Consider the following 16,003-nt stretch of genomic DNA (forward strand, 5'->3'; position numbering starts at 1 on the left):
GTCGTTTCAACACAAATCCGGAGCCGTCCTTCATTCAGCTCTTCCTTCACCCTTATGAAACCCTCCGCCCATGGTTCGACGCATCATTGATCTGTCCGTCACACTTGAGGACAAGCCGACTTCTCCGGCCCATCATCGGCCGACTATCGAATATTCCAATCACGACGAGTCGTGGCCGCTGTTCAGCAAACTATTTCCCGGCATCGGGCCTGATGCCTTGCCGGAAGGCAAGGCTTGGGCGGTGGAGCGGATCACGTTGTCCACGCACGCGGGTACCCATATGGATGCTCCGTGGCATTACCACCCGACCACTGACCATGCGCTGCAGTCAGGTGGGCGCAGCAGTCCCGGCATCGATGAGGTGCCGCTGGATTGGTGCCTGCGCCCGGGTGTGAAGCTGGATTTCCGCCACTTTGAGGCGGGCTACGTGGTCACGCCGCAGGACATCGAAATGGAACTGGGCCGCATCGGATATGAGCTCCAGCCTCTGGACATCGTGGTCGCCAATACCCGGGCTGGCGCTCGGCAAGGTCAGGAGGACTACTGGGAAAGTGCCTGCGGATTTGGTCGCGCAGCCACGCTTTACCTGCTTGAAAGAGGTGTCCGTGTCGTGGGAACCGATTCTTATAGCTGGGACGCAGCTTTTAAATTCGTGGTGGAACGTTTCGAACGCGATGGCGATCCTTCCATCATCTGGGAGGGGCACAAGGCCGGACGCGACATCGGCTATTTCCAGATGGAAAAGCTCTCCAACCTCGATCAGTTGCCATCGCACGGCTTCCAGGTGAGTTGTTTCCCAATCAAGATCAAGCACGGTTCGGCAGGGTGGGTGCGTGCGGTCGCGATTCTCGACGAATAGGCCTGATCCCAAAACCTTTTCTCTTTTCCGATCTTTCTCCTGTCCCTGAGGTTACGTCATATGTCTTGCTCCCTTGCCCAACTTTCACGCAGGTGCTTCCTCCGCAACTCGCTGACTTTGGCGGCTACCACTATCGCTGGCGCCACGCCCGGACTGGCATTGGCTCAACTCTATCCGAGCCAGCCTATCCAGATTGTGGTGCCTTTTCCCGCAGGTGGCATCGTGGACAACGTCACGCGCAAGCTGGGCACTCAGCTCAATGCGCAACTGGGACAGCCTGTCCTTATCGACAACAAGGCCGGTGCCGGCGGCTCGATTGGGGCCGCCCTGGTGGCTCGTGCCAAGCCAGATGGCTATACCTTGCTCTCGGCGTTCGACACGCACGCTGTCAATCCGTTGCTCTACAAGTTGCCTTTCGATTCGGAAAAGGATCTGAAGCCAGTGATTCAGATCGCCACTTCACCTCTGGTGCTCTTGGTGCATCCGTCGGTGCCTGCCAGGAACGTTCAGGAGTTGGTGGCGCTGGCCAAAGCCAAACCGGATCTCCTGAGCTACGCTTCCACAGGCGCGGGCAGCTCCAACCATCTAACCGCGGAGCTGTTCAAGTCGATCACGGGCGCATCGATGCTGCATGTCCCCTACAAAGGCGGTGCGCCCGCCATCACGGACATCGTCGGAGGCCAGGTCCAGGTCATGTTCGTGAGTGTGACCTCCGTGCTCGCTCATATCCGTTCAGGTAAGCTGCGGCCGCTGGCTGTGACCTCGAAGGAGCGCATTGCCGCGTTGCCGGACGTTCCAGCGATTGGAGATATCTACAAAGGGTTCGAAGTCTACTCGTGGGTTGGATTGCTGGCGCCATCGGGTGTGCCGGCCGACGTTGTGTCCAAACTGAATGCGAGCGTGAACGCTGCGCTCAAGACATCCGATGTGCAGAAGTTTCTCGAGGACCAATCCCTGAAGCCGGCGGGTGGCACGCCTGAGCAGTTCGGAACATACATGAAGGCGGAAACCCAGAAGTGGAGAGAGTTGATTCAGCGTCAGAACATCAAGGTGGACTGAAACGCCTGGCGCCAGCGGAAGCTGGAGGAGCCTCAAGCTTGGCCTGTCCGGTGCGTGGTTTGTCATGAGATGCGAAAATCTCTCCATGAACGCCCCCAATGTCGCCGAAACCATGCAGTTGCTCGGCCTGCAAGCCCGTCAGGCCGCCAGCGGCATGGCTCGCGCATCCACTGCCGCCCGCAACGAGGCCCTGCGGGAGCTGGCCCGGCTTTTGCGCGCCAATACCGAGGCCCTGCAGGCCGATAACGCGCACGATCTCGAGCGCGCGCGCGCAGCCGGTCTGGCCGAACCCATGGTCGATCGGCTCAAGCTGACGCCCAAAATCCTCGAAACCTGCGCCTTGGGCTGCGAGCAGTTGGCCGCCATGCCCGATGTGATTGGCGATATCGTGGGCCTGAAGCAGCAGCCCAGTGGCATTCGCGTGGGGCAGATGCGGGTGCCGATCGGGGTGTTCGGCATGATCTACGAGAGCCGGCCCAATGTGACCATCGAGGCTGCCTCCCTGAGCATCAAGAGCGGAAATGCCTGCATCCTGCGTGGCGGCTCCGAGGCCATCGACTCGAACAAGGCGCTGGCGGTATTGGTACGCCAGGCGCTGGTGGCGGCTGAGCTGCCCCAGGATGCGGTGCAATTGGTGCCCACCACCGACCGCGCCGCCGTCGGCCAACTGATCGCCATGCCCCAATATGTGGATGTGATCATTCCGCGCGGTGGAAAGGGGCTGATCGAGCGCATCAGCGCCGAGGCCAAAGTGCCCGTGATCAAGCACCTCGACGGCAATTGCCACACCTATGTGGATGACCCCTGCGACCTCGACATGGCCTTGAAAGTGGTCGACAACGCCAAGACACAGAAATACAGCCCCTGCAACGCCACTGAGAGCCTGCTGGTGGCGCGAAGCGTGGCGCAGGCCTTCCTGCCCCGCATCGGCACCGTGTTTGCCGCCAAAGGCGTGGAAATGCGCTGCGATGCCGAAGCCTCCGCCATTCTGAAAGCGGCCGCGCTTCCTGCCGCTGCGATCGTTTCCGCCCAGGAAAGCGACTGGTTCGAGGAATATCTGGCGCCCGTGATCAGTATCAAGCTGGTGGAAGGGGTGGATGAGGCCATCGCTCACATCAACCGTTATGGCAGCCACCACACCGAAGCCATCCTGACCCGGGACCACATGAACGCGCAGCGGTTCCTGCGCGAAGTGGATTCGTCCAGCGTCATGGTCAATGCCAGCACGCGTTTTGCAGACGGCTTCGAATATGGCCTGGGCGCTGAAATCGGCATCAGCACCGACAAATTCCATGCCCGCGGGCCCGTGGGTATCGAAGGACTCACTTCGCTCAAATGGGTAGTGCTGGGCGAAGGCGAAGTGCGGGGCTGAGAACAGGTCTTCTCCCGGGACCGCCAAGCTCCAGCTTGGCATCAGCGATCCCAGCTACGCCGCCTGCCAAGCTGGAGCTTGGCGGTCTCAGGAAAAAGCAAGCGACGCCGCCTCGCCAATTACACTGGCAGGCTATCCCATCAAGCTCACCCGCCCATGGTCCCCCATCTAATTACCGCCCTGACCGGCCCCATCAACGAGCTGGAGCAGCGCATCCTCGACGCCACGCCGGTGATTGAGCGCTGGTTCCGCCTGGAGTGGATGGAACATACGCCGCCGCTGTATTGTTCGGTGGATATCCGCAACGCCGGCTTCAAACTGGCCCCGGTGGATACCAACTTGTATCCGGACGGCTGGCACAACCTTTCTCCGGATACCCTGCCATTGGCGGTGCAGGCTGCCCAGGCCGCGATCGAGAAGATCTGCCCCGAGGCGCGCGGCCTGATGATCGTGCCCGAAAACGGCAAACCTTCCAGCTTCTACCTGGCCAGCCTGGAGCGGCTGCAGCAGATTTTCCGCCAGACCGGGCTGCACGTGCGTTTCGGCTCTATTGATCCGGCGCTCAAGAAAGCCACCTCGATCAAGTTGCCCGATGGGGAAAAGATCACGCTGGAGCCGGCGCTGCGCATGCGCTACCGGCTGGGCCTGAAGGATTTCGACCCCTGCACCATTTTGCTCAACAACGATCTGTCCGCCGGGGCCCCCGGCATTCTGGAGGATCTGCACGAGCAATACCTGTTGCCGCCTCTGCAGGCGGGCTGGAGCGTGCGGCGCAAGAGCCGGCATTTCAGGAGCTACGAAGAAGTAAGCAAACGCTTCGGCAAGCTGCTGGGCATCGACCCTTGGCTGATCAACCCCATGTTTGCCTCGTGCGGCGAAATCGATCTCCACGAGGCGGCCGGCATGGAATGCCTGAAGAGTGAAACCGATGCGCTGCTGGTGAAGATCCGGCGCAAGTACAAGGAATACGGCATCAACGAGAAGCCTTTCGTGGTCGTCAAGGCCGACAACGGCACGCGCGGCATGGGCATCATGACCGTGCGCGACGCGAAGGATCTGGACCAGTTCACACGCAAGTCACGCACCCGTGCCACCCTGCAGCCACCAAGCGGCGATGTGATCATTCAGGAAGGCGTGCTGGCCAATGAGCGCATCCATGATGCGGTGGCCGAACCTGTGGTCTACATGATCGATCGCTACGTGGTGGGTGGCTTCTACCGCGTGCACGCTGACCGGGGCGCCGATGAGAACCTCAATGCCCCGGGTGCCCGCTTCGTGCCGCTGGCCTTCGCGGGCGGCAACCAGTTGCCTCGCGCGGGGGTGAAACCAGGCGCCAGCCCACCCAACCGCTTCTACATGTACGGCGTGATCGGCCGCCTGGCGATGGTGGCCGCCAGCTATGAACTGGAAGCCACTGATCCGGAGCTGGAATCCTCCTGAGTCGCTGGCGCGCCTTCCCCCAGTGGGGGACGCCGCCAGCGGCCTGGCAAAGCCAGCTCCGCGGCGCCCGCGCATGGCCTGCTCCGCGGCCATTTGAGGAGCACCTTCCTTCCTTGCAGGAGAGGGGCAGGTCGAAGGGGCGCTTCCACCGTGCATTCCGCAAACGGCTGGGGAGTTGCCCTGATCCAACAGAGACATACGCTTCCAGCTTTGCTGACGCAAAATAGCTTCCTTCGAGATTACTGCTTCGTCTAGCCAAAACGAGGCTTTTTTTGTGTCCGCATCCAAATCTTCCCTGGGGGGGCTGATCGTAGGCGCCATTGGCGTGGTGTATGGCGACATCGGCACCAGTGTGCTGTATTCGGTCAAGGAGGTGTTTGGCGGTGGCCACGTAGAGTTCACGCCGGATAACGTCTATGGGGTGTTGTCGATGTTCTTCTGGACATTGACCACTATCGTGTCCCTGAAATACGTGGTGCTTGTGCTGCGCGCCGACAACAATGGCGAAGGCGGCCTGGTGGCCATGCTCACGCTCGCCTCGCGCGCCGTGGCCGATCGCCCGCGCCTGCGCAATGCCATGCTGCCGGTCGGCATCTTTGGTGCCTGCCTGTTCTATGGCGACGGCGTGATTACCCCCGCCATCACGGTGCTGGGCGCTATGGAAGGCCTGGAGGTGGTCTCACCCGGCTTTTCGCAGTATGTGATCCCGCTCACCCTGTTGGTGCTGGCCGTGCTGTTTGCCGTGCAGAAGCGTGGCACGGCAGGGATCGGTAAATTCTTCGGGCCGATGATGATGCTGTGGTTCGTGGTGATTGCCGCGCTGGGCATTCATCAGATCATGGGGCACCCGGAAATCCTGTGGGCGCTCAATCCGTGGCACGCCTGGAAATTCACTTGGCACTACCCGGGCCTGACTTTCATTCTGCTGGGCGCCATCGTGTTGTGCGTGACGGGGGCCGAGGCCTTGTATGCCGACATGGGCCATTTCGGGAAGAAGCCGATCCGCATCGCCTGGTTCACCATCGCCATGCCGGCGCTCACACTCAATTATTTTGGACAGGGCGCTCTGCTGCTGGCCGAGCCGAGCGCCAAGGCCAATCCCTTCTTCATGATGGCGCCTGACTGGGCTCAATTGCCCCTGGTGGCGCTGGCGACGGTGGCGGCAGTGATTGCGTCGCAGGCGCTGATCTCGGGCGCCTTCAGCGTGACCAAGCAGGTGGTGCAGTTGGGCTATCTGCCCCGCCTGCAGGTGCTGCACACCAACGTCAAGGAAACGGGGCAGATCTACATGCCCCTGGTCAACTGGGCCTTGTTCGCGCTGATCGTGTTGGCCGTGGGCATGTTCCGCTCCTCGGGCAATCTGGCGGCGGCGTATGGGATTGCTGTCACCACCGACATGCTGATCACCACGGTGCTCACGTTTTTCGTCATCCGCTACGCCTGGAAGCTGCCCCTGGCGCTCTGTCTGGCGGCCACTGGCCTGTTCTTCACGGTGGACGTGCTGTTCTGGGCATCCAACCTGATCAAGTTGATCCACGGCGGCTGGTTTCCGCTGGCGATCGCCGGTGCTGTGTTCACACTCATGCTGACCTGGCGCGACGGCCGTGCGTTGCTGAGTGCCTCACTCCGCGCCACTTCGATCGGCCTGACCGATTTCCTCGAATCCATTTTCATCGCGCCGCCGCTGCGGGTGGATGGCACGGCGGTGTTCCTGACCAACGAGCCGGGTGTGGTGCCGAACGCGCTCATGCACAACCTCAAGCACAACAAGGTGCTGCACAGGCAGAACCTGTTCGTCACCGTGCGCAACCATGAGATCCCCTGGGTGGGCATGGCCAAGCGGCTGGAGATGGAACCCCTCGGCCACGATTGCTGGCAGGTGATCGTGCACTATGGCTTCAAGAATGACCCCGATCTGCCCAAGGCGTTGGCGGAGATCACGGGGCGGGGTATTGACCTCAATCCCATGAGCACCAGCTACTTTCTCTCACGCGATATCGTCAGCCCCAGCCTGGGTGCGGGCATGGCACCCTGGCGTGAGAAACTGTTCGCGCAGATGCACCACAACGCGAGTGCGGCCGCCGAGTTCATGAACCTGCCGAGCAATGCGGTGGTGGAGTTGGGCTCAAAAGTCGAGATATGACGCCCCCCTGTGGCGCTGCGCGCCTTCCCCCACTGGGGGACGCCGCCAGCGGCCTGGCGGAGCCAGCTCCGCGGCGGCCCCGGATGGCTTGCTCCGCAGCCGTTTGATGGAGCGGGTGACGGCGCGTACCAGGCGACCTGCGGTCCGCCGCCATGCGGTACGCGATCACTGGATGATTTTCCGCTTTCGCAGTTGGCTGATCTGTTCGGCTGAAAGCCCCATTTCACTGAGCACGCTGTCCGTGTCGTCACCCACATGAGGGGCGCTGGAGCGCACGGTGCCCGGGGTGACTGAGAGTTTGGGAACGATACCGGGCACTTCCACGGTATAGCCGTCGCGCGTGGTCTGCGGAAGGAGCATGCCGCGCGCGCGGTAATGCGGATCCTCGGCGATATCCTTGGCTGTGTAGACCTTGCCGGCGGGCACGCGCGCGGTGGCAAGTTGCTCCATCACGGCCTGCACGGTGCGTCCCTGCGTCCAGGCGCCAATGGCGGCGTCGATCTCCGCCACGCGCGCCACGCGGCCGGCGTTGTCGGCCAGATCGGGTGCGCTGGCCAGATCTTCCCGGCCGATGGACTGCATCAGGCGCTTGAAAATGCTGTCGCCGTTGCCCGCCACCAGCACCCAGCCATCCTGGCACGGATAGGCGTTGGACGGTGCAATGCCGGGCAGCGCGCTGCCCGCGGGCTCGCGCACCGCGCCGAACGCGCTGTATTCAGGAATCAGGCTTTCCATGACGTTGAACACCGCCTCATGAAGCGCCACATCCACCACCTGCCCGCGGCCGCCCTGCACCTTGCGGTGGTAGAGCGCCGTCAGCACGCCGATCACACCATGCAGCGCAGCCAGCGTATCGCCAATGGAGACGCCCACCCGTACCGGCACGCGGCCCGGCTCCGCCGTGAGGTGGCGCAAGCCTCCCATGGCTTCACCCACGACTCCGAAGCCCGGGAGATCGCGGTAAGGCCCTGTCTGGCCATAGCCGGAGATGCGCAGGATCACCAGGCCGGGATTGAGCTGGTGCAGTTGCTCCGGCGACATGCCCCAGCCCTCCAATGTGCCGGGGCGAAAGTTTTCCACCAGCACATCCGCTTCGGCGATCAACTGGCGTGCCAACGCCTGTCCCTCGGCTTCCCGCAGATCGAGCGCTACCGAGCGCTTGTTGCGGGATTGCACCTGCCACCACACCGAGGTGCCGTTCTTGAGAAGACGCCAGTTGCGCAGCGGATCGCCCGCGCCGGGCGGCTCGATCTTGATGACCTCGGCACCGAATTCGCCCAGCGTCTTGCTGGCGAAGGGCCCGGCGATCAGTTGGCCCATCTCGATCACGCGCACGCCGGTCAGGGCGGCGGGGCTGGGGTTGGTCATGTCATGTGTTCCTTGTTTGGCGCGAATGACGCATTTTCTCTCCCTTACGAAGCCAAAACATTCTTCGTCAAGGAGGGGGAAAAATTCCTTTTAAGATCCCGCGATGCGTTTTTTTCGTGACCTGACCATCTCCACCTTCACCGCTGGCCTGGTGGCTGTACTGGTGGCCTTTGCCAGCTCGGTGGCCGTTGTCTATCAGGCGGCACAGGCGTTGGGTGCCACGCCGGAACAGGTCACCTCGTGGGTCTGGGCTCTTTCCATCGGGATGGGACTGTGCACCGTGATTCCCTCGCTCGTGCTGCGAAAGCCAGTCATGATCGCCTGGTCTACCCCAGGTGGGGCTGTCGTGGCTACGGCCGCGGTGGCGGGCGGCTTCACCATGGCCGAAGGCATTGGCGCCTTTGTGATGGGGGCGCTGCTCATCATCCTGGCGGGCGCCACGGGGTGGTTCGAAAGAGCGATGAGCCGCATTCCGATGGCGCTGGCCTCCGCACTGCTGGCTGGCGTGTTGGGGCGGTTTGCGCTGGATGCCTTCTCGGCCGCGCGCACGGCCCCCGCGCTGATCGGCCTGATGCTGCTGGCCTATCTCGTGGCGCGTCGCCTGGCGCCGCGCTATGCCGTGGTGCTGACGCTGCTGGCAGGCGTGGCGCAGGCCGCGTTTGCGGGGCATATGCAGTGGTCGGCCGTGACGCTGGAGTTCGCGCGGCCGGTGTTCACCATGCCCGTGTTCAGCTTCAGCGCCTTCATGAGCATCACGCTGCCGCTGTTCATCGTGACCATGGCTTCGCAGAACATGCCGGGTGTCGCGGTCATGCGCGCCACAGGCTACGACCAGCCGATATCCCGCCTGATCACCATGACCGGTGTGGCCACGCTGGTCTTCGCGCCATTCGGCGGCTATGCCATCAATCTCTCCGCCATCACCGCTGCCATCTGCATGGGCCCCGGGGCACATGAGGATCCAGGCAAGCGCTACACGGCCGCCGTGGTGTGCGGCATGTTCTGTCTGCTGATCGGGGTGTTCGCGGCCGTCATCACGGGGCTGCTCATGGCCTTTCCGAAAGAGCTGGTGCTGGCCATAGCGGGGCTGGCGCTGCTGGGCAGCATAGGAGGAGGCCTGGCGCAGGCGCTGGCAAAGGAAAATGAGCGCGAAGCGGCCTTGATCACCTTCCTCATCACGCTTTCGGGCGTGGCAATAGCCGGTATCGGATCAGCCCTTTGGGGGGTGGTGGCAGGCAGCATTGCGCTGTTTGTGCAACAGTACAGGCACAAATCAAGCATCTGACCCTATGAAACTCCTCTTCGTCGCAGATCCTATCGAGTCCTTCAAGACCTACAAGGACACCACTTACACCATGATGCGCGAGGCCACGCGGCGGGGGCACACCGTGGCTGCCTGTGAGCCGCGCCATCTGCGCTGGGAAAGCGGGCAGAAGGTGCGTACCCAGGTGCGAGAAATTGCGCTCACCGGAGACGAAAAGGCCTGGTTCAAGGAAACCGCCGTGCGCGATGCCGAACTGGCCGAATTCGACGCGGTGCTGATGCGAAAGGACCCTCCGTTCGACGCTGAATTCATCTATGCCACGCACCTGCTAGAGCAGGCCGAGCGTGAGGGGGCGAAGGTCATCAACCGCCCGCAGGCGCTGCGCAATCACCCCGAGAAGCTGGCGGTGATGGAGTTCCCCCAGTTCGTGGGTCCCACCCTGGTCACGCGCTCGGCGGAAGACGTGAAGCGGTTCCACGCCGAGCACAAGGAAATCGTGCTGAAGCCGCTGGACGGCATGGGCGGCATGGGGATTTTCCGCGTGGGTCCGGATGGGCTCAATCTGGGCTCCATCACGGAAACGCTCAACCATAACGGCGCTACCACTTTCATGGTGCAGAAATTCCTGCCCGAGATTTCCGCGGGCGACAAGCGCGTCATCATCATCAACGGGGAGCCCGCGCCCTTCGTGCTGGCGCGCATCCCGCAAGGCACCGAGGTGCGCGGTAACCTGGCGGCCGGGGGCAAGGGGTGGCCCAGCCCATCACCGAATCCGACCGGGCCACTGCGCGAGCGATTGGCCAGATACTGGCTCCGCGCGGGCTGCTTCTGATCGGCCTCGACATCATCGGCACCAAGGTCACCGAGATCAACGTGACCAGTCCTACCGGTTTCAGGGAAATCCTGGATCAGACAGGGTGCGACGTGCCAGCGCTGTATATTGATGCGGTGGAGAAGGCGGCTCGCGCCTGACGATACTTGTTCACTATGGCTTGCGACCGAACACCAGACTGGCGACAGCCAGAATCAGGAACACGACGAACAGAATCTTGGCGATGCCTGCCGCACCAGCGGCAATGCCCCCAAATCCAAGCACGGCGGCAATAATGGCGATGATGAAAAAGACAACGGCGTAATGCAGCATGGCAAGCGTCTCCTTTTAAGGGTCATGCAGCCGCCATGGCTAAAAGGTAAGTCCTTTGAATGCCATGCGGCTTGGTTCTATCTTCAAGGGCCGGATGACTCTGGACTGTCTGTGGTGATCCCCGGCGGCTGTGGGTGAGGAGGCGGTGGCGGTGTAGGAGGCGGTTGACGGGGCGTGCTGTTTAGCTCTCCACAGGGCGGTTCTGGCCGATGTTTGCCGGCGGGGTGCTTGAATCCGCTTGTTGGTTATTCACCAGCCGCCAAGCCGCACTGAGGGCGCAGTAATATCATCGGTCGCTCATGCCAGATTCTGATCCCCCGGTGACCGCCACCGCAGCCCAGCCCTCCGCCGACGAATATGGCGCGCTGGCGCCGTTCGGACACCGTGTGTTCTCCATGCTATGGGGCACCTGGCTGATCGCCAATCTGTGCATGTGGATGAACGACGTGGCTTCGGCATGGCTGATGACTACGCTCACGTCCAAACCCATCTGGGTGGCGCTGGTGCAAACGGCCGCCACCATGCCGGTGTTTCTGCTGGGCTTACCCTCCGGGGCGCTGGCAGACATCCTGGATCGCAAGCGTTTCCTGTTCTTTACCCAGGTCTGGGTGGCGATCGTGGGGAGCCTGCTGGCAATGGCGGTCTTCTCGGGGTTGATGACGCCCCCCTGCTGCTCCTGCTGATTTTCCTCAACGGCATTGGCCTGGCGCTGCGCTGGCCCGTGTTCTCCGCCATCGTGCCTGAACTCGTGCCGCGCCATCAATTGCCGGCGGCTTTGGCGCTTAACGGGGTGTCGATGAATACCTCGCGTATTCTGGGGCCCCTGCTGGCCGGCACCATCATTGCTTCGCTGGGCAGTGCCTGGGTGTTCATGCTGAACGCGGTGCTCTCGGTGGGGGCGGCGGTGGTCATCACGCGCTGGAAGCGGGAACATACCCCCGATCCGTTGGGGCGCGAGCGGCTGACCGGCGCCATGAGGGTGGGCCTGCAATATGTAGCCCAGTCCTATCACCTCAAAGGGGTGCTGGCCCGTATCGCCATCTTCTTCTTCCATTCCACCGCACTCATGGCGCTGTTGCCACTGGTGGCACGCAACATAGAGGGTGGCGATGCCGGTACCTTCACCATGCTGCTGGCCGCCATGGGAGCTGGAGCGGTGATTTCCACTTTCGGTCTGCCGCGCCTGCGCCAGGGTTTCTCCCGTGATCGCCTGGTACTGACGGGCGCTCTCACGCAGGCGCTGACCATGGCTGTCATGGCCTTCAACACGAACCTCTGGGTGGGTGTGGCCGCCATGGCGGTCTGCGGCGCCGCCTGGCTCACCACGGCCAATTCTCTCAACGTCTCGGCGCAGATCAGCCTGCCGGATTGGGTGCGCGCGCGAGGCATGTCGATGTATCAGATGGCCATCATGGGCGCCAGCGCCCTGGGCGCTGCCGTGTGGGGGCAGGTGGCGACCCTGAGCAGCGTGCCCATGGCCTTGGCAGTGGGGGCGGTCAGTGGCTCCATCGTGATGCTCTTTGTCTGCTGGCGCTGGCCGGATCGGGGCCTCATGGAAGACCCGACGCCCGCAGGTCCGCTGCCGTTGCCCAAGGTGGTGGCCCCGCCCGAAAGCGGCCACGTGCTGGTGACCATCGAATACCAGATCGATCCCGCGCAGGCCCCAGCCTTTCGCGCGCTGATGGAGGAAAGCCGTCGCTCGCGGCTGCGGCAAGGTGCGCTGGCGTGGGATCTTCTTTCGGATATCAATGACCCCGGCCGCTTCGTCGAAGTGATCGAAGATGCCTCCTGGACGGACCACCTGCGCCGCTTCGACCGGGCCAGCGTGACCGATGCCGCCTTGCGCGACCGCAAGATGGCCTATCACATCGGCGAGAACCCGCCTGTGGTAAGGCGTGCGGTGCGGGAGACCACAGTGCGGGGTGGGCGGGCCGACGCGTTGTGAGCCAAACAGGTGCTCAGAGAAAAGCAGCCCCGTCCACGAACACCTTCAACTCCCCTGATTCAAACGGTATCCAGGTTTCGTCGCAAGTCAGCGGTGTAGTGGCCACCACGGCCACACGGTCGTTGGGAGTGGTGTGTTCTGCGAAGTTGACCGCCAGATCTTCGTCCGACAGCCGTGCGCTGGCGAAAGGGTGCTGGCGCACGACATAGCAGAGCTTGGTCGAGGCGTGCGCCCATAACGCCTCACCATTGGAGAGCAGGAAATTGAAGGTGCCGAACCGGGCCACCTGCGGCGCCAATTCGGCGAGCGTGCGCGTCAACTCCTCCACCGGCGGCACCGTGGCATGGGCTTTGGACAATTCCTGCATTAACCAGCAGAAGGCCTGCTCGCTGTCGGTCGATCCCACGGGGTGGAAGTGGCCGTGCAGGCGGGGCGCATAGTCTTTCAGGTCGCCGTTGTGCGCAAATACCCAGTAACGGCCCCAGAGCTCGCGCACGAAGGGGTGGCAGTTCTCCAGCATCACCTGGCCCACGGTCGCCTTGCGGATGTGAGAGATCACATTCCTGCTCTTGATCGGATAGCGCTGGATCAGATCGGCCACGGGTGAATCGGCCGCGGCCCCAGGGTCGACGAACAGCCGCGCGCCGCGTCCTTCGAAGAACGCGATGCCCCAGCCATCGGCGTGGTGGTCAGTCCGGCCGCCACGCTGCGCGAAACCGGCGAAGGAGAAAGTCACGTCCGTCGGCGTGTTGCAGTTCATTCCCAGCAGTTGGCACATTTTTTGGGTGTGGTGGTCAGGGGTTGTTCTGAAGCCGGCTGTGCGATCCGAGGTAGCGGGCTGCCAGCATGGCGAGCGCGCACAGGGCAGCAAGCATGAGAAATACTTCGTTGAAAGCTGCCAGCCGGGCCGGCAGGTTGGTACCGCCGGCGAGGGAGGCACCATGCGAGGCCAGCCGCCATTCCAACGCGATGGCGCACAGGCTCACACCAGCGGCTCCTCCCAGCATGCGTATGAAATTGATGACGCTGGAGGCTTGCGAGATCAGGTCTTTTTCGAGCCCGCGCATGGAGCCCAGGTTGAGCGAAGGCAGGATGAACCCCAGGCCAATGCGGCCGATGGCGCTGTAGGCGATGAGCATCCACAGGCTGGCACTGGGGCCCAGCGTGACCATCAGCGCGAACGAAAGCGTCAGGATCGCCAGGCCGGTGCTGACCAGCACATTAGCCGGCAAGCGATCGGCCAGGCGCGAGACGATGGCAATGGCGCCCGCCAGGACGAGACCCGAAGGCAGCAGCACCATCCCGACACTGGATGCCGACAGGCCCAATCCCATCTGCATGTAGACGGGCAGCAAATAGGTGGAGCCAAACAGTGCCGTGCCGTAGATGGCCGTGACCAGGCTGCCCATCGCGAATGGCCGCCAGGCAAACAGGCGCAGATTCATCAGCGATGCCTGGCCGAGGCGTGTGCGCCGTGCCTGCCACCAAAGGAAGATACCGAAACATATGCCCGCGAGCGCCAACAGGCCGGCAGCACGGATGGGGGGCCTGCTCGCAGCGACACCAGGCCATCCAGCAGGCTCAGCGTACCGGCCGTGCCGAGCGCCAAGCCCGCCCAATCCAGCGCCTCGCTGCGGCTGGCCACTGCGCCGCCTGGTGCCGTGGCAGGCACAAAGCGGCGTCCCAGCCACAGCGAAGCGATGCAGAACGGTACCACCATGAAGAAAATCGAGCGCCAGCCGAACCAATCCACCAGCACGCCGCCGATCGAAGGGCCCAGCGCTGGCGCCAGCACCACGCCCATGGTGAACAGGCCAATGGCGCGCCCTTGCTCCTGCGGCTGGAACGCGCGCATGATGATGATGGCGGGAATTGGCTGCACCACGCCGGCAGCGAGGCCTTCTGCCACACGGGCGGCCAGCACCAGGGGGAAGTCCTGTGCGAAGCCGCCTCCAAGGCCGCCGGCCATCAGCAGCCACATGCAGCCGGCGTAGGTGGCCCGGTAGCCGAAGCGCGCCAGCAGCCAAGGCGTAGTCAGCATCGATACCGTCATGGCCACCATGAAACCGCTGGTGACCCACTGTGCACGGTCCTGACCCAAGCCGAAGTGGTGCGACAGACCGGGTATGGCCACGTTGACCACGGTGGACGACATGACGGAAGCCACGGTCCCCATCATCACGGTCATCAGCAGCAGCCAGCGGTACCGCTCGCCATAGCGGGCGCGCAGCGCTTCGGAAGAGTTGGCTGGCGCACCGGCCTGAGGCTGGCTGGACGGCGCGGGCGGAGGGGGCTGGACATGACTGGCGCGGCTTCGCGCGCCTCCCAGGTTCCTCCCGGATGCGGGCGCGTAAAGCTTGAATGATAGCTTTTCGGCCCCTTGAGGCGGGAGCGGAGCGCGCTCAGGACGCTTTCAGTCCGGCTGTCTTGACGACTTTGGCCCAGTAGTTCAACTCGCTTTGGATCAGTTGGCCGAAAGACTGGGGCGAGTTGGCGTCAGCCGCGGTCATGCCCAGTTCGGTCAGGCGGTCCTTGAAATCGGGTTGCGCGACGATGTCGGCCAATGCTCGGCTCCACTTGTCCACGATGGGGGCCGGTACGCCGCGCGGCATGACCAGGCCTTCCCATTCGCGGATGCCGAAACCGCTGACCCCGGCTTCGGCCATCGTAGGGATCTCGGGCAGCGCCGGCAGCCGGGTGGGGCTGGTTACGGCTAGTGCGCGCAGTTTGCCGCTGCGCACCATGGGTACGGCGACCGAATTGGTGGCGAACATGAGGTCCACCTGCTGGCCCAACAGGCTCTGTATGGCTTCGGACGGCCCCTTGAAAGGCACGTGGAGCATCTGTGTTTTGCTGATCTGACCGAACGATTCGCCCAACAGATGCGCTGGCGAGCCCAGCCCACCCGAGCCGTAAGTCAGTTTGCCAGGGGCAGAGTGTGCCTGCGCCACCAGATCGCGCACGCTCTTGAGGGGTGACTGGGCGGGCACGGCCAGCACGTTATAGATCCAGACGAGGTTAGCCAATGGCGTCAGATCGCGCGCGGTATCGTAGGGCACCTTGCCGAACAGTTCCGGCAGGACGGTGTGGGTCATGAACAGCACGCCGGCGGTGTAGCCGTCGGGGGGCGCCTTGGCGACCTGATCCATGCCGATCATGCCGGTGGCGCCTGGCTTGTTCTCTACGATCACGGGTTGCTTCCACTGCTGCTGCAACCGTTCGCCGACCAGGCGTGCCAGCACGTCGGGCGGGCTGCCAGGAGGCAGGGGCACGATCAGGCGGACGGGCCGGCTGGGATATTCGGGCTGCGCCAGCGCTGGAGCGTTCCAGCCCAGCGCCGCACCCGCGGCGAGCATACTCAGGCATTGGCGGCGATTGGTCATGGGAAGTTCCTAGGGTGTGGTGCCGG

The 16,003-nt window shown here is 63.2% G+C and carries 10 protein-coding genes and 3 pseudogenes; 8 read left to right on the plus strand and 5 right to left on the minus strand.

All coding sequences use genetic code 11. The annotated features are described in order from the left end of the window. The first annotated feature begins 70 nt into the window (after positions 1 to 70). The 5 genes from WJU18_RS02705 (at position 71) to WJU18_RS02725 (ending at position 6,873) form a co-directional block, all read left to right on the plus strand. Positions 71 to 859 (plus strand): cyclase family protein, encoded by a 789-nt coding sequence (locus WJU18_RS02705; protein ID WP_423458646.1) that lies wholly within the window; start codon positions 71 to 73, stop codon positions 857 to 859. A 117-nt stretch (positions 860 to 976) separates the two neighbouring features. Continuing rightward, entirely contained in the window at positions 977 to 1,918 is a 942-nt protein-coding gene (locus WJU18_RS02710; RefSeq protein ID WP_423458647.1) for a tripartite tricarboxylate transporter substrate binding protein, read from the plus strand. 85 nt (positions 1,919 to 2,003) lie between these two features. Then, a complete protein-coding gene (locus WJU18_RS02715; protein ID WP_423458649.1) occupies positions 2,004 to 3,290 on the plus strand; it encodes a glutamate-5-semialdehyde dehydrogenase in 1,287 nt (428 codons plus the stop codon). Positions 3,291 to 3,446: 156 nt separating this feature from the next. After that, positions 3,447 to 4,730 (plus strand): glutamate--cysteine ligase, encoded by a 1,284-nt coding sequence (gene gshA / locus WJU18_RS02720; RefSeq protein ID WP_423458651.1) that lies wholly within the window; start codon positions 3,447 to 3,449, stop codon positions 4,728 to 4,730. 274 nt (positions 4,731 to 5,004) lie between these two features. After that, positions 5,005 to 6,873: a potassium transporter Kup gene (locus WJU18_RS02725; RefSeq protein ID WP_423458652.1), complete on the plus strand. Its 1,869-nt coding sequence runs from the start codon at positions 5,005 to 5,007 to the stop codon at positions 6,871 to 6,873. A gap of 165 nt (positions 6,874 to 7,038) precedes the next feature. Here WJU18_RS02725 and WJU18_RS02730 read toward each other — a convergent pair whose 3' ends face one another. Next, positions 7,039 to 8,241, minus strand: coding sequence for a CaiB/BaiF CoA transferase family protein (locus WJU18_RS02730; RefSeq protein WP_423458653.1), 1,203 nt, complete (start codon positions 8,239 to 8,241; stop codon positions 7,039 to 7,041). 103 nt (positions 8,242 to 8,344) lie between these two features. On the opposite strand from WJU18_RS02730, the gene WJU18_RS02735 reads away from it, so the two are divergent. Together WJU18_RS02735 and gshB are read left to right on the plus strand one after the other, a co-directional pair. Next, positions 8,345 to 9,526, plus strand: coding sequence for a benzoate/H(+) symporter BenE family transporter (locus WJU18_RS02735; protein WP_423458654.1), 1,182 nt, complete (start codon positions 8,345 to 8,347; stop codon positions 9,524 to 9,526). Positions 9,527 to 9,530: 4 nt separating this feature from the next. Beyond that, positions 9,531 to 10,477, plus strand: a pseudogene (gshB, locus tag WJU18_RS02740) (glutathione synthase). A gap of 13 nt (positions 10,478 to 10,490) precedes the next feature. Here the strand turns inward: gshB and WJU18_RS02745 are convergent. Beyond that, positions 10,491 to 10,649, minus strand: coding sequence for a DUF1328 domain-containing protein (locus tag WJU18_RS02745; protein ID WP_423458655.1), 159 nt, complete (start codon positions 10,647 to 10,649; stop codon positions 10,491 to 10,493). Between the two features lie 395 nt (positions 10,650 to 11,044). Between WJU18_RS02745 and WJU18_RS02750 the strand changes: the two are divergent. Continuing rightward, positions 11,045 to 12,594, plus strand: a pseudogene (locus WJU18_RS02750) (MFS transporter). A gap of 13 nt (positions 12,595 to 12,607) precedes the next feature. Here WJU18_RS02750 and WJU18_RS02755 read toward each other — a convergent pair. The 3 genes and pseudogenes from WJU18_RS02755 to WJU18_RS02765 form a co-directional block, all read right to left on the minus strand. Then, positions 12,608 to 13,372: a class II glutamine amidotransferase gene (locus tag WJU18_RS02755; protein WP_423458656.1), complete on the minus strand. Its 765-nt coding sequence runs from the start codon at positions 13,370 to 13,372 to the stop codon at positions 12,608 to 12,610. 16 nt (positions 13,373 to 13,388) lie between these two features. Further along, positions 13,389 to 14,824: pseudogene (locus WJU18_RS02760) on the minus strand (MFS transporter). A gap of 172 nt (positions 14,825 to 14,996) precedes the next feature. Further along, a complete protein-coding gene (locus WJU18_RS02765; RefSeq protein ID WP_423458657.1) occupies positions 14,997 to 15,977 on the minus strand; it encodes a Bug family tripartite tricarboxylate transporter substrate binding protein in 981 nt (326 codons plus the stop codon). Positions 15,978 to 16,003: the final 26 nt, after the last annotated feature.

Origin of the sequence: Ottowia sp. VDI28, assembly GCF_049532675.1 — a bacterium.
Taxonomy (GTDB): Bacteria; Pseudomonadota; Gammaproteobacteria; order Burkholderiales; family Burkholderiaceae_C; genus Ottowia.